A 13,381-nucleotide genomic window follows, 5' to 3' on the forward strand; every position below is an offset into this window, starting at 1 on the left:
GGGCGTGCCGGTGCGGTGTGTTCCCTAGCGTGGCGCAGGAGCGGGCGCGGCGGAAGGGCGGGCATCGACCTCCGCCGGGTTCCTGGGAAGCAGCCACGCCAAGGCGCATCCGAGCAGCCCAAAGCCGCACGTCATCCACCATGTAGACTGCCACCCGCCGGTGAGCGTTGCGATGGCCGCCAGCAGCGGTGGGCCCACGAAGTTGCCGACGTTGAAAATCTGCTGCATCAAACCGATCACGGCGGGCACGGAGCCATCCGGCGGCGGGAGGTCGACGGCCACCCGGGTCAGGACCGCCGGCGCCATGCCGCCTACCAGCGAGAAGGCGACGGCGGCGGCGAACTGTCCGGCGACTCCGGCGGCACCGGCGGGCCAGGGGACGGCGAAAACCACCACGGACGAGGCGGCCATCGTGGCAAAGGTGGCCAACAGCAGTCCGCGGGCCCGATAACCGCGTTGCATCAGCACGCCGGACGCGAGCGCACCCAGAGCGTTCACCCCGCCCACCACCGCGGAGAGCAGGCCGGGCCACGGCCCCTGCAGGCCGGCTGAGGCGTAGACCGTGGGCAGGAAGCCCATGATCGCCATCCACTGCACCGTGTAGGCGGCAAAGACGGCCCCGGCGATCCACGGGCCGGGGTGGCGCAGGGTCGTGAGCATGCGCTCCCCGGTCTGGCGTACCGAATCCATGGCGGTCCGCCGATCCGCCGGAACCCAGCACAGCACCGGGGCCATCGGGGCCAAGGCCACGGCGGCCATGACGATCCACCATCCCCGCCAGCCCATGGTTCCCAGTGCCAGGGCGGCGCTCGCAAAGCCCAGCAGCGTCGCGGTTCCCTGGAAGGCGCCCCAGCTTGCCATCGCGATGTTGGTTCGTTCGGGGCGGCAGGTGCGCTGGATCAACGGCGGAGCCAGCACCGTGCAGAGCAGGAACCCGACACCTTCGACGGCGCGGGATGCCATAAGCATCCCCGCGGTCGGGGCGGCCGCTCCCAGCAGTGATCCCGCGGAAAGCAGCGCCAGGCCTGCCACAAGCAGTCGGCGCAGGCCGAACAGTTCCCCGGACCAGGCAACCAGCAGCCCCCCGGCCATGCTGGCGACCTGGATGATACCCATCAGGAGTCCAGCCTCCACGAGCGTGAACCCCAGCTCGGACTGGATGACCGCGAGCGCGTTGGGCAGTTTCCATATGTGCATGGCCGCCGCGATTCCGGAAAGGACGACGACGATCCACCCGATGTCCTGGTGCAGTCCCGGGCTGGTTTCCGCAGCGGCCCGCGGGGCGCCTCCCCCGGCGGCCGATGCGCCCTTCCCGTCGGCCGGGGGGCTGCCCTGGGGCGAGGGACCTGGCGGCATGGCGGGACTCCTTGGGGCGGCTTCCATCCAGCCTGCCCGGCAGAAGGGCGCTTGCGTCCCTCCCTTTCCATCCAATGGAAGGAAAGGTCCGGTTGCGGCACCTGTCAGGGAGTCGCGCCCAGGCCTCCCTCGCGCAGGCAGGCGAGGAACGATTCGACCGCCCTGCTGGGCGGACGCTCGCTGGACCAGATTGCGGCGGCCTGCAGCGGCGGCACGTCCTCGGCCAGGCTGCGCAACACGACCGGCGTCGTGCCCATGCTCCGGACCGACTCCGGCACCAGGGAAATCCCCATCCCCGACGCCACGAGCGGGATGGCCGTCTGGAGCGTGGCCACCCGCCGGATGGTGGGTGGGGTGAGTCCCAGACGCTCCCAAAGCGCGTCGAAGAGTTCGGGGAGGCCCCGGATGCGCAGCGAGCGCCGGGGCATGATCCACGTTTGGGCGTGCAGGTCCGCCAGGCTAAGCGGCTCCGGCGCGTCGGAGAACGACGGCGGCAGCGCCAGCAGCATCCGCAGGTCGCCGGCATGCAGGACATTGAGGGACGAGCGGTAGGACTCCTGCAGCTGGCTCCAGCTGGGGGTGGCGATCAGTCCGACGTCCGCCTCGTGGCCCAGCACCATTTCGATGACCTTGGCCGGCGGCGGGTCAGCGACGGTGACGTCGGTGGCAGGCGACTCCGCTATGAACCTGCGCAGCAGTTGCGGCAACAGGAACCAGGTGATGGTGGGTACCGAGGCGAGGGAGAGTCGGCCCGCGGTGCCGACGGCGTCGTTGCGCATGTCCTCGCGCAGCTGCTGGATGTCCTGCAGGATCCGCTCGGCCTGTTCGGCGAAATGCGCGCCGGCTTCCGTCAGCCTGACGCCCCGGGACTCGCGGGAAAGCAGGGGGCGCCCAAGCTCGGCCTCCAGCTTGGCGATCGAGATGGACAGCGGCGGTTGGGTCATGTGCAGCGATTCGGCGGCCCGGGAGATCGAGCCCTCCGAGGCCACGCGCAGAAAGTACTCGAGCTGACGCAATTCCATACAAGAAATATATGGCACGCCCTTTAAAAAGATAATGGACGAATGCCTGAGGCGCGCATCACACTGATCACTGCAAGACGTACGGGGATCTGTCCCCGCCGCACCCACCGAAGGACATGCAGTGACTCTCTCTGTTGCCGACAGCGCTCCGCAACGCCCTGCGGGCCGGCGTCGAAGCCTCGCCCCGGGTCTGGGCGCCCTGCCACTGCGCCGGCTGCGCTGGCGCGGCGCCGCGACCGTCGCCGTTCTCCTGCTGGCGTGGGAGGGCGCATCGCGCACGGGCCTGTTGCCGGCGGCGTCCATGCCGCCCGCGAGCCAGGTGCTCTCCGCATGGGCCGCCTTCGCCGCCGACGCGGCCTTTTGGACCGCCGTCGGTTACACGCTCTCAAGCGCCCTGACCGGCTTGGGCCTCGTGGTCCTCGTGGCGGTGCCGCTGGCCCTGGCGATCGGCCTGTCCAGGGCCGTGCGGGAATCGACGTGGTTCATCATTGAATTCCTCAAGCCCATCCCGCCGGTGGCCATGATCCCGCTGGGCCTGCTGCTGTGGGGGCCTTCCGAGACGATGAAACTGGCGCTCATCGCCTTCGGCGCCCTGTGGCCGTTCCTCACCCAGATGGTGTACGGGATCGGACAGGTGGACCACGTCGCCTTGGACATGGCCCGCAGCTACCGGCTGCGCGGATGGCTGACCGCCAGCCGGGTGGTCGTGCCGGGCCTGCTGCCGTTCGCGGCCACCGGGCTGCGCGTGTCGGCGTCAATCGCCCTCGTCGTTTCCGTGGTAACGGAACTCATTGGCGGCGCGGCCGGGCTGGGCCGGGAGATCGTTATCGCCCAATCCGCGGGAAACCTGCCCGGCATGTACGCGCTCATCCTCACCACCGGCGTGCTGGGCCTGCTGATCAACGGGGCCTTCGCCGCCGCGGAACGCCCCCTGCTCTTCTGGCATCCCTCCCAGCGAAAGGACACCCAGGCATGAACCGCGCGCTTCCGCTCCTGCGGACCGCCGCCCTGCGGCTGTGGCTTCCGGTCCTGCTGGCCATCGTGTGGTGGTACGCCTCCGCCGGCAGCCAGAACATCTACTTCCCGCCGCTGTCGACCATCCTGGAAACGTTCGCGGCAGACTGGCTGGGAAGCCGGGCGGCGACGGACCTGGTGCCCTCGCTGGGCAAGTTTGTCCTGGGCTTCCTGATCTCCGCCGCCGGCGGCATCGCGCTTGGCACCTGGCTGGGCCTCTCGCCCGCCGCGCGGGAGGCCGCGGAACCGGTGGTCCAGTTCCTGAGGTCGCTGCCACCGCCGGTTCTGCTGCCGATCGGGCTGCTGCTCTTTGGCATCACCGGAACCATGAACGTGGCAATCATCGTCATGGGAGCCATCTGGCCCACCGTCCTGAACACGGCCGATGGCATCCGAAGCCTCGACGGCCAAGTCGCCGACATGAGCCGCAGCTACCGGCTCACCTTCGCCCAGCGGCTCTTCTCCGTGGCGCTGCCCAACGCCGCTCCGCAGGTCTTCGCGGGCCTGCGCACCACGCTGCAGCTGTCCATCATTCTCATTGTCGTCAGCGAAATGGTCGCCGCCGCCAGCGGGGTCGGCTACTACGTCCTCAACTCCCAGCAGACCTTCGCCGTGGCCCAGACCTGGGCCGGGACCCTGGTGCTGGGCCTGATCGGATACTTGTCCACCCTCGTCTTCCTTGCTGTGGAGAAGCGGGTCCTGAACTGGCAGCACGGCATGCGCCGCGCGGCAGAAGGAGCATAACCATGCAACAGTCCATCATCGAAACCCGGACCGGGGACGCTCCGGCCGGCGAGGCCGTCGTCGAACTGGTCGACCTGCGCAAGTCGTACGGCACCGGCCCGTCCGCGGTCCAGATCCTGGACGGGGTGAACTTCGAGGTCCGGCGGGGGGAGTTCGTCTGCGTCGTCGGGCCCTCCGGGTCGGGCAAGACCACCCTGCTCAAGTGCATCGCCGGCCTGCTCAAGCCCTCCGGCGGCCGGACCGACTTCGAGGGCCAGGAGGTCACCGAACCGCCCGCCAAGCTGGCTGTCGTCTTCCAGGACTACAGCCGCAGCCTGCTGCCGTGGATGACCGTCCGCGCCAACATCGCGCTGCCTCTGCGGAACAAGTTCCCCAAGCAGGAGCGCCAGGCCCGGATCGACGAGGCGCTGGAGAGCGTGGGCCTGGCCGGGAAGGGGCACCTGTACCCCTGGCAGATGTCCGGGGGCATGCAGCAGCGGGCGGCGATCGCCCGCGGCCTGGCCTACCAGCCCGACGTGCTTCTCATGGACGAACCGTTCGCCGCCGTCGATGCCCAGACCCGGATCGACCTGGAGGACCTGGTCCTCGAGGTGCGGGACAGGTACGACACCACGGTCCTGTTCGTGACGCACGACATCGATGAGGCGGTCTACCTCGCCGACCGGGTGATCGTCCTCTCTGGCGCGCCCACCACGGTCAGCCACAACATCACCGTGGACCTGCCCCATCCGCGCCACCAGGTTGACACCAAGCGCGAGCCGCGGTTCGCCGAACTGCGCGCCTTCGTCTTCGAGCAGATCCAGGCCGCGAAGTCCAACACCGTCCGCAACCGCGCCGACGCGTGAACTCGCCCCGTCAGACCCCACTGAGAGGAACACTTCCCATGCGAGGAACCAAGACCACGTTCGCGGCCGCGGCCGCGCTGTCCCTGATGCTGGCCGGCTGCGGCTCATCCACGCCCGCAGCGGCGCCATCCGCCCCGGCCGCGGGCCCCGCCGCACTCAAGGTCGGACTCATCCCCGTCGCCGAATTTTTCCCCGTGTACGTCGCGGAGGACCAAGGCTTCTTCGACGCGGCCGGACTGGATGTGACCGTGGAGTCCATGTCCAACGCCGCTTCGATTGTCCCGTCCGTGCTCAACGGGCAGCTCACCATTGGAACGGCGGCCACACCGCCGTTCCTGACGGCGGTCGAAAAGAAGATTCCCGTGGCCGCCGTGGCCAGCGCCGGCAACACCTCGGCCGCCAAGGGCGAAGACACCGGCGCGTTCGTGGTGGGGGCCGACAGCGGCATCTCCTCCCCCAGCGAGCTGGAAGGCAAGAAGGTGGCCGTCAACGCGCTGAGTTCGCTTCCGCACGTCGCCGCCGCCGCGCGCATCGCGGCCGACGGCGGCGATCCGTCGGCGGTGCAGTTCGTGGCCATGCCGTTCGCGGATATGCAGGCGGCCCTGGAACAGAAGCGGGTGGACGCGATCCTGCCGGTCGAGCCGTTCATGTCACAGAACCTGAAGGGTGGGGCCAAGAGCATCTCGCCGCTGTACACCGACGTCTACCCGGCGGGAACCACGCACACCCTGTACTTCGCCTCCCGGCAGTTCGCCGCCCAGAACCCGGATGCGATCGCCAAGTTCCGCGAGGCCATCGCCAAGGCCAACGAACTTGTCGCGAAGGACCCCTCAGTGCTGCGCAAGGCCCTCGTGGAGCATGGCGGCATGGCGGAAGATGTCGCGGAGTCCGTGAACCTTCCCGCCTACAACACCGATTTCAACGTGGCCGGCATGAAGGACATGGCCGCTAAGATGAAGGAAAACGGCTTCCTGACCACCGACATGGATGTTGAGGGCGCGATCCTCAAGTAGCGGCCCTTCCGGGCCGGGTGCCAAAGGGGTCCGGCCCGGAAGGGCTCCTGCCGGCAAGCGGTCCGCTGGGACGTTATCGGGACGCCGTCCGGAGGAGGACCCATGGCCAACCCGCATCCGCGCCAGCCCAAGGCGGAAGGGGAGACGGCGCCCCAGAGCACTGTCACGGCCAAGGCGCTGGCCATGCTCGGTGCCTTCGACGCCGATCACAGCAGGCTCTCGCTCAGTGCCATGGCCCGCAGGGCGGGGCTGCCCGTGGCCACCGCGCACCGGCTTGCCGGCGAATTGCTGGCGTGGGGCGCCTTGGAGCGGGTTGGCGGTACTTTCGTGGTGGGGCACCGGATCTGGCAGCTGGGAATGTTGGCGCCGGTCCGGCAGAACATCGCCGAACTGGCCGCCCCCTACATGCAGGACGTCCTGTTCGTGACCCAGAACGTGGTCAACCTCTTCATCCTCGACGACGGCGAGGCGCTGCTGCTCGAGCGCATTTCCGGAACGCGGGCTGGCCTGCCCTTCCGCCGGGTCGGGGCCCGGATGCCACTGCACGCCAGCGCCGCGGGGAAGGTCCTGCTGGCTTTCGGGCCCCCGGCAATGCTGGAACTCGCCCTGGGCCGCCTCGAGAGGCTCACTCCGCACACCATCACCGACCCACAGGTCTTGGTGACGGAGATCGAGCAGGTCAGGTCCCGCGGCTACGCAACCACGAGCGAAGAGGCCGGCCTGGACAACTTCGCCCTCGCGGTGCCGGTTCTCCTTTCCAACGGCACCTGCCCGGCCGCGGTCGGTGTGGTCACACAGGGTCGGCCCCCCGCCGTCGGCACCGTGGTGCCGGTGCTGCGTATCGCGGCCCGAAGCATCGCCCGCCGCTTGGCAGCAGGCGCCTCCTACTAGCGTCACCACCCGAGGGTCTGCCGGGGTCCCGTCCCATCGAACACCCCGTTCTTTCCATTGGACGGAAGGACGGGAGGGTCGTGTGGCGCCTGACACCTAGCATGGTGAGCACGGCCGCACCATTCCCCCGGTGATGGCGAACCCCTGAGTACTAGGAGCGGTCAAGCATGACAACCACTGCCCCAGTGATGGCCCCCGCGATCATCGACACCACCGTGCACGCGGTGGAGCACGTCGCTGAAGGTGTCGTGTCCCTGGTGCTGCGCCGGGCCGACGGCCGGGACTTCCCCGCGTGGGGGCCGGGCGCGCACATCGACGTGCACTTGGGCGAGGACCTGGTTCGCCAGTACTCGCTGTGTTCCGCTCCCAGCGACCTGTCCACCCTGCGCATTGGCGTGCTCCGCGTGCCGGATTCGCGCGGCGGCTCGAAGCACGTGCATCAGGAGCTTGCCGTCGGTTCGTCTCTGGCAGTCTCGGCGCCCCGCAACAACTTCCCGCTTGCGGACTCGCGCAAGTACCTCTTCCTTGCCGGCGGTATCGGCATCACGCCGATCATCCCGATGATCGAGGCCGCCGAGGCGGCCGGGCGCGAATGGACCCTCCACTACGGCGGGCGCAGCCGTTCCACGATGGCCTTCGCCGATGCCCTGGTCGCCCGGTACGGGGAGGAACGCGTGCGCATCCTCGCGGAGGACACCGAGGGGCGCATGGACCTGCAGGGAATCCTGGGGATGCCGCGCGCCCACATGCAGGTCTATGCCTGCGGTCCGGGCGGGATGCTGAGCGCGGTGGAGGACTTTTGCATGGGCTGGCCCCCGGGTGCGCTGCACACCGAACGTTTCGTCGCCGATGCCCTCGGCGCCGGCGCCAACTCCGAGCCGTTCGAGGTGGAACTGGCCCGCACCGGCGGCACTGTCACCGTCGACACCAACCAGACCATCCTCGAGGCGGTCGAACAGGTGGGCGCGCGCGTGCTGTCCAGTTGCCGCGCGGGACTGTGCGGTACCTGCGAAACCCGGATCGTCTCCGGGGAGCCCGAGCACCGCGATGCCGTCCTTACCCGGGAGGACAAGGAGTCCGGGGAAATCATGCTGGTGTGCGTCTCCCGCGCCGCCGCCGGCTGCAGCCGTCTTGTTCTCGACCTCTGATCCCTCCAGGAGCAACCATGACCACCAGCACGCATGAGCCGGCCGTCCTCGCCGAGGATCCGTTCGACCCGGCCATCATTGCCAATCCCTATCCCTTCCTGGCGCGCCTTCGGGACGCGGGGCCCGTCTCCTGGCTCGAGGCCACGGGAAGCTACGCCGTCGCCGGCTACGAGGAGGTCTACGAGGTCCTCACCGACTTCGAGACCTACTGCTCCTCCGGGGGACTCGGGCCCCGCGACATTCGCAAGGACGCCGGATGGCGCCCGCCCAGCATCCTGGAATCGGACCCGCCCATTCACACGGTAATGCGCCGCGCACTTACCGGCGTCATCAACCCAGGTACCGTGCGCGCCCTGCGCGGCCCCTTCACCCCGCCGGCCGTGGAACTGACCACCGAACTGGCCGGCCGCCCCGGCTTCGACGTCATCAAGGACCTGGCGGAAAAGTACCCGCTGCGCGTCTTCCCGGATGCCGTCGGGATCCCGGACGAGGGGCGCGAGCACCTGCTGCCCTACGGCAACATGGTCTTCAACGCGTTCGGCCCGGAGAACTACATCTTCCAGCAGGCCTTCGCCCACGGCGACGAGCACGCCGCGGCGGTCATGAAGAGCTGCGCCCGCGAGTCGCTGGACGACGCCGGCTTCGGTGCCCGCATCTGGGACAAGGTGGGGGAGGGGTTGATCACCGAACAGCAGGCCACGCTGCTGGTGCGGGCCCTGCTCTCCGCGGGCGTGGACACCACGGTGTTCGGCATCGGCAACACGCTTTCCGTCCTGTCCCGCAACCCCCAAGCCTGGGCCCGGCTGCGCGAGAACCCGACCCTGGCCAAGTTCGCCGTCGACGAAGCCCTGCGGCTGGAGTCGCCGTTCCAAAAGTTCCACCGCACCGTCACGGTGGACACCACCCTAGGCGGCGTGCGGATCCCGGCCGGCTCCAAGGTCCTGCTGTTCATCGGCGCCGCGAACCGGGACCCGCGCAAGTGGGGGGACGACGCCGACACGTTCAGCTTCGAGCGCAGTTCCTCCGGCCACGTGGCCTTCGGGATGGGACTACACCAGTGCGTCGGCCAGCCGATCGCCCGCCTCGAGATGGAGATCGTCCTGCAGGAGCTGCTGCCGCGCATCGCCACGATTGAGCCCGCGGGCGAGCCCGTGCCGATCATCCACAACGTCCTGCGCGGCTTCGAATCCGTACCCGTGCGTATCACCGCCGCCTGAGGAACCCCATGGCTATCGACGCAACTCCACGCCCCGTGAAGGCCCTTCGACCCGCAGACGACCCCGCCGGCTGGTCCCCGCGCAAGCGTTCCGCCTATGGGTGGACTATCACCGTCATGCTGCTGCTGCTGATGATGGTCAGCTGGGCGGATAAGGCGATCCTCGGCATCGTCGCGATGCCGATCATGACCGAACTGAAGATCACCCCCCAGCAGTTCGGCCTGCTCGGCAGTGCCGTCTTCATGCTTTTCGGCATCGCCCAATTCGTTGCCGCGCCCATCGCCAACAAGGTCAAGTCTAAGTGGATCCTGCTGGCCCTGTGCCTGATCTGGTCCGTCGCGCAGGTCCCGATCTTCGTCTTCGCCTCGCTGCCGGCCCTGTGGTTCAGCCGCCTGCTGCTCGGCGCGGGCGAAGGGCCGCTGGCCCCGATCACCATGCATTCGATCTACAAGTGGTTCCCCTCGAAGAAGTCGGCCACCCCGGCCGCCGTCGCGACCTCCGGCGTCACCCTGGGCATTGTCGCCTTTGCCCCGGTCCTGGCCTGGATCAGTGCCGACTTCGGGTGGAGGTCCACGTTCGTCTTCCTGGCAGTGATCGGCGTGGTGTGGTCCCTGCTGTGGGTCTTCATCGGCAAAGAGGGCCCATACTCCTCCATGCAGGTCGAGCGCGAGATCGAGGGCATTACCGAATTTGACGAAGCGGCCGCGGCCGCGGCTGACACCCAGGTCGCCTACCGCAAGTCCTTCGCTACTCCGAGCTGGATCCTTGCCGTGCTGTGCTCCTTCCTGGGCTACTGGACGTTCACGGTGGCGACCACTTGGCTGCCGGCGTACTACCAGACCGTGATGGGAGCCAGCACCCAGCAGGCCGGCTCGCTGATCGCACTGCCCGCCGTCTGGGGCGCCATCGCCACGGTGGGCCTGAGCTGGCTGACCCAGTTCCTGGGCAACAGGGGCATCGCCACCCGCAAGTCCCGCGGCCTTGTGCTGGGCGTTTCGGCGGCGGCAGCCGGTCTGCTGGTCATCGCCGGAACCGTTGCCACCGCTCCGGTGCTGGCCACGATCTGCTTCATGCTGGGCTTCGGCACCGCGCCGGCGCTGTTCGCCCTGACGTACCTCGTGGCGGCGGAAACCACCAGCATCGCCCAGCGTGGAGCGCTCCTGCAGATCACCAACGCCTTCCTGACGGCCGGCGGCCTGTTGGCGCCCATGGTCGTCGGCTTCCTGGTCGGCACTGCGGCGACACCGGCAATCGGCTACTCCAACGCGTTCCTGCTCACCGGCGGGATGCTGGCCGTGACAGGTGTCTTGGGGTGCCTGTTCATCAACCAGCAGCGGGACCGCCGCCGGCTGGGACTGGACGTCGCACCCGCCCCCTGACAGGGGTACGCCCGATTCCGGCGGTGCCGCCGTTCGTTCCGTGAAGGACGCAACGGCGGCACCGCCGGCTTTTTGCGCGTCCGGACTCCTCCGCCTGACCGGGAACCTGCGGGGATCCGCCACCGGCTGCCTGGCACCCGGCAGCCGGACCGGAAGGGCCTGGAACGGCCTCCCTTCTCCTCGCTTCCCTGCCCGTGGCTGGTCCTCCGGCACGCGGGGCGGCGCCCCATGGATTATGCAGCGCCGGGGGCCGCCGCAACGCTGTCGCTGCAACAGGGCCTGCCTTCGGGCCGGGCCCCGAACTGGCAGCACCGCTCAGGCGGCGCAAAAGGGGAGGGGCCGGTCCCGCGGGACCGACCCCTCCCCTTTTGCGGGGGCGGCGCGTGCTCAGGTGGCCGGCGCCAAGGCCGGGACGAGGGCAAAACGGTCGCCGCTGCGCGCCACATCGACCGGGCCTGAGAAGGTGCTCCGGGCGCGCTGGCCCCACTCCTCCACCGTGGCGACGCCGGCCAGGTGGGACAGCACCAGCCGCCCGGCTCCCGCCTTCGAGGCGACGCGGCCGGCGCCCTCGGGAGAGGTGTGCGACTCGCTTTGGTGGTTAATGAACACCGGGTCGAAGCCGCGGCAGGCGAAGAAATCGAGGTTCACGGCCTCGTGGACCAGGATGTCGGTGCCCTCGGCCAACCGGACCAGGGCGTCGCATTCGGCGGTGTCCCCGGAAAAGGTGATCGAACCGGCAGCCGTGTCGAAACGGAAGGCCAGTGCTGGGCGGACCGGCGGGTGCTCAACCAGCACTGCGGTAACGCGGACCCTCGCGTCCTCGTAGACGGCGAAGGGCCGCCCGGCCGCGGCGGAGCCGTGGGCGGGAGTGTCGATCTCCACGGCCTTGACCAGGTCCTTCATGTCTGGGCGCGCCTCGTCCGTCACGCGGATGTCAAGGTCGTAGGAGAAGGCCTCAAGCGTGTGCTCCACCAGCTGGCCGGTGCCCGCCAGTGAGCCGCCGCGCGGATGCGTGGCGTCCCGGCCGGGACCGTAGATCCCGACCTGGTGCGTGTAGCCGTCCACTGGCGCGCCCCAGTTCCACAGGAGGAAACCCGGAAGCTCCACAACGTGGTCGGAGTGCAGGTGGGTCACGAAGCCGGCGACGAAGTCACGGCCTCGGAGGCCGGCCTGGTGGGCCGCGCGGACGCAGCCGAGGCCGAAGTCGATCATGTAGAAGGAGCCGTCGACGACGACGGCGCTGGCGATGCCGCCCTCCGGGCCGCGGATGGCCGGACCGGCGGCCGTGCCCAAGGTGATGAGTTCGGTGGTGGGGTTCATGGGCGTTCCTTTGTGGGCTGGGGACAGGGGCTGGGATGCGGAACTAAGCGTGCGCGCGCATGTTGAGGGTGCGGGTCTCAAGGTATTCGTCCAGGCCCCACCGGCCGCGCTCCCTGCCGAGGCCGGAGGCTTTCCAGCCGCCGAACGGCGCGTCGGGCTCGACGACGGTGTGCTGGTTGACCCATACGGTCCCGGCCTCCAGTTGGGAGGCGACGGAGTGGGCGCGGACCGGGTCGGGCGACCAGACGGAGGCGCCGAGCCCGAACTCGCCGGCGTTGACGTGCTCCACCGTGGCGTCCAAGTCGTCGTAGGCGACGATCGGCAGCGCGCTGCCGAACTGTTCTTCGTCCACCAGGCGCATGCCCGGCTCCGCGTCGACAACCACGGTGGGGGCCAGGAAGTACCCGGGAAGGTCGCAGCCGCGGGAACCGCCAGTGGCGATGCGCGCACCGGAGGCCACGGCGTCGTCCACCATGCTTCGCACGATCCGCAGCTGGGAGGCATTGTGCATGGGACCCAAGGTGGTTCCCTCAGCAATCCCGCGGCCCAGGACGTGGGCGGCCGCGGCGGCGGAGATGGCTTCGGCGAACTCGGCTGCCCGGCGGCGCGGCACGTAGACGCGCTTAACCGCCATGCACACTTGGCCGGCGTTGCGGAACGCGCTGCCGACGATTCCGCGGGCGGTGGTCTCGGCGTCGGCGTCATCCAGGACGATCGCGGGGTCGTTGCCGCCCAGTTCCAGGGTCACGCGCTTGACGGTGGCGGCCGCCTGGGCCGCCACCGAGGTGCCGACCTCGGTGGAACCGGTGAAGGAGATCTTCCGGATACCCGGCAGCGAACTGAGGGCGACGTTGACCGTGCGCCGGCTGCCGGTGCGTACCTGCAGCACCCCGGGGGGCAGCGCGCGGTTGAGGACCTCCACCAGCGCAATCGTGGAAAGGGGAGTGGTCGCCGACGGCTTCGCGACGACCGTGCAGCCGGCGACCAGGGCGGGGGCAAGCTTGACGCACAGCAGCGAAATGGGGAAGTTCCACGGCGTGATGGTTCCGACCAGCCCCACCGGGCGATAGTGCACCTCAAGCGTGCGGCCGCCACGCGGCGGCAGCGGCTCGACCTCGTCCCACTCCAAATCGGCGTAGTAGTCGAACAGCCCGGCCGCGACGCGGAACTCCCCGATCGCCTCCGCAAGGACCTTCCCCTGCTCAAGCGAAAGGATGCGCCCCAGCCGTTCAGTGTCGGCGCGCACCAGTTCGGCCATCCCGCGCAGCGTGGCACGGCGTGCCTCGCGGTCAGCGGCCCACGGCGCGGCGGCGGCCCTGGCGGTCCCGATGGCCGTGCGGACGTCGTCTTCAGTGTGTTCGGGGGCCTGGCCAACGACCTCAAGAGTCGCGGGATCAAGGACGTCGTAGGCGGCGTGTGGCATGGGTGGTCC

The 13,381-nt window shown here is 69.3% G+C and carries 12 protein-coding genes; 8 read left to right on the forward strand and 4 right to left on the reverse strand.

Features of this window, described 5'->3' with window-relative positions; all coding sequences use genetic code 11:
- Positions 1-24: 24 nt before the first annotated feature.
- Both NCCP_RS06255 and NCCP_RS06260 read right to left on the reverse strand, forming a co-directional pair.
- Positions 25-1,356, reverse strand: coding sequence for an MFS transporter (locus NCCP_RS06255; protein WP_149956387.1), 1,332 nt, complete (start codon positions 1,354-1,356; stop codon positions 25-27).
- A 104-nt stretch (positions 1,357-1,460) separates the two neighbouring features.
- Positions 1,461-2,378 (reverse strand): LysR family transcriptional regulator, encoded by a 918-nt coding sequence (locus NCCP_RS06260; protein ID WP_172627318.1) that lies wholly within the window; start codon positions 2,376-2,378, stop codon positions 1,461-1,463.
- Positions 2,379-2,499: 121 nt separating this feature from the next.
- On the opposite strand from NCCP_RS06260, the gene NCCP_RS06265 reads away from it, so the two are divergent.
- The 8 genes from NCCP_RS06265 (at position 2,500) to NCCP_RS06300 (ending at position 10,629) form a co-directional block, all read left to right on the forward strand.
- Entirely contained in the window at positions 2,500-3,354 is an 855-nt protein-coding gene (locus NCCP_RS06265) for an ABC transporter permease (protein WP_225873714.1), read from the forward strand.
- A complete protein-coding gene (locus NCCP_RS06270; protein ID WP_149956390.1) occupies positions 3,351-4,136 on the forward strand; it encodes an ABC transporter permease in 786 nt (261 codons plus the stop codon). The genes NCCP_RS06265 and NCCP_RS06270 overlap by 4 nt, the downstream gene beginning before the upstream one ends.
- 2 nt (positions 4,137-4,138) lie before the next feature.
- Positions 4,139-4,981: an ABC transporter ATP-binding protein gene (locus NCCP_RS06275; protein ID WP_149956391.1), complete on the forward strand. Its 843-nt coding sequence runs from the start codon at positions 4,139-4,141 to the stop codon at positions 4,979-4,981.
- 38 nt (positions 4,982-5,019) lie between these two features.
- Positions 5,020-5,994: an ABC transporter substrate-binding protein gene (locus tag NCCP_RS06280; protein ID WP_149956392.1), complete on the forward strand. Its 975-nt coding sequence runs from the start codon at positions 5,020-5,022 to the stop codon at positions 5,992-5,994.
- Positions 5,995-6,096: 102 nt separating this feature from the next.
- A complete protein-coding gene (locus NCCP_RS06285) occupies positions 6,097-6,885 on the forward strand; it encodes an IclR family transcriptional regulator (RefSeq protein ID WP_149956393.1) in 789 nt (262 codons plus the stop codon).
- 167 nt (positions 6,886-7,052) lie between these two features.
- A complete protein-coding gene (locus tag NCCP_RS06290) occupies positions 7,053-8,033 on the forward strand; it encodes a PDR/VanB family oxidoreductase (RefSeq protein ID WP_225873715.1) in 981 nt (326 codons plus the stop codon).
- A 17-nt stretch (positions 8,034-8,050) separates the two neighbouring features.
- Complete coding sequence (locus NCCP_RS06295) at positions 8,051-9,250, forward strand: cytochrome P450 (RefSeq protein WP_149956394.1); 1,200 nt, start codon at positions 8,051-8,053, stop codon at positions 9,248-9,250.
- 8 nt (positions 9,251-9,258) lie between these two features.
- On the forward strand, positions 9,259-10,629 hold the full coding sequence (locus tag NCCP_RS06300) for an MFS transporter (protein ID WP_149956395.1): 1,371 nt from the start codon (positions 9,259-9,261) through the stop codon (positions 10,627-10,629).
- Between the two features lie 387 nt (positions 10,630-11,016).
- Here NCCP_RS06300 and NCCP_RS06305 read toward each other — a convergent pair whose 3' ends face one another.
- Positions 11,017-11,949, reverse strand: a complete 933-nt coding sequence (locus NCCP_RS06305) for an MBL fold metallo-hydrolase (protein ID WP_149956396.1) — start codon at positions 11,947-11,949, stop codon at positions 11,017-11,019.
- Between the two features lie 43 nt (positions 11,950-11,992).
- Complete coding sequence (locus tag NCCP_RS06310; protein ID WP_149956397.1) at positions 11,993-13,372, reverse strand: aldehyde dehydrogenase family protein; 1,380 nt, start codon at positions 13,370-13,372, stop codon at positions 11,993-11,995.
- Between the last annotated feature and the right edge of the window lie 9 nt (positions 13,373-13,381).

It is taken from the genome of Zafaria cholistanensis (genome assembly GCF_008580665.1).
In the GTDB taxonomy this organism is placed as follows: domain Bacteria; phylum Actinomycetota; class Actinomycetes; order Actinomycetales; family Micrococcaceae; genus Zafaria; species Zafaria cholistanensis.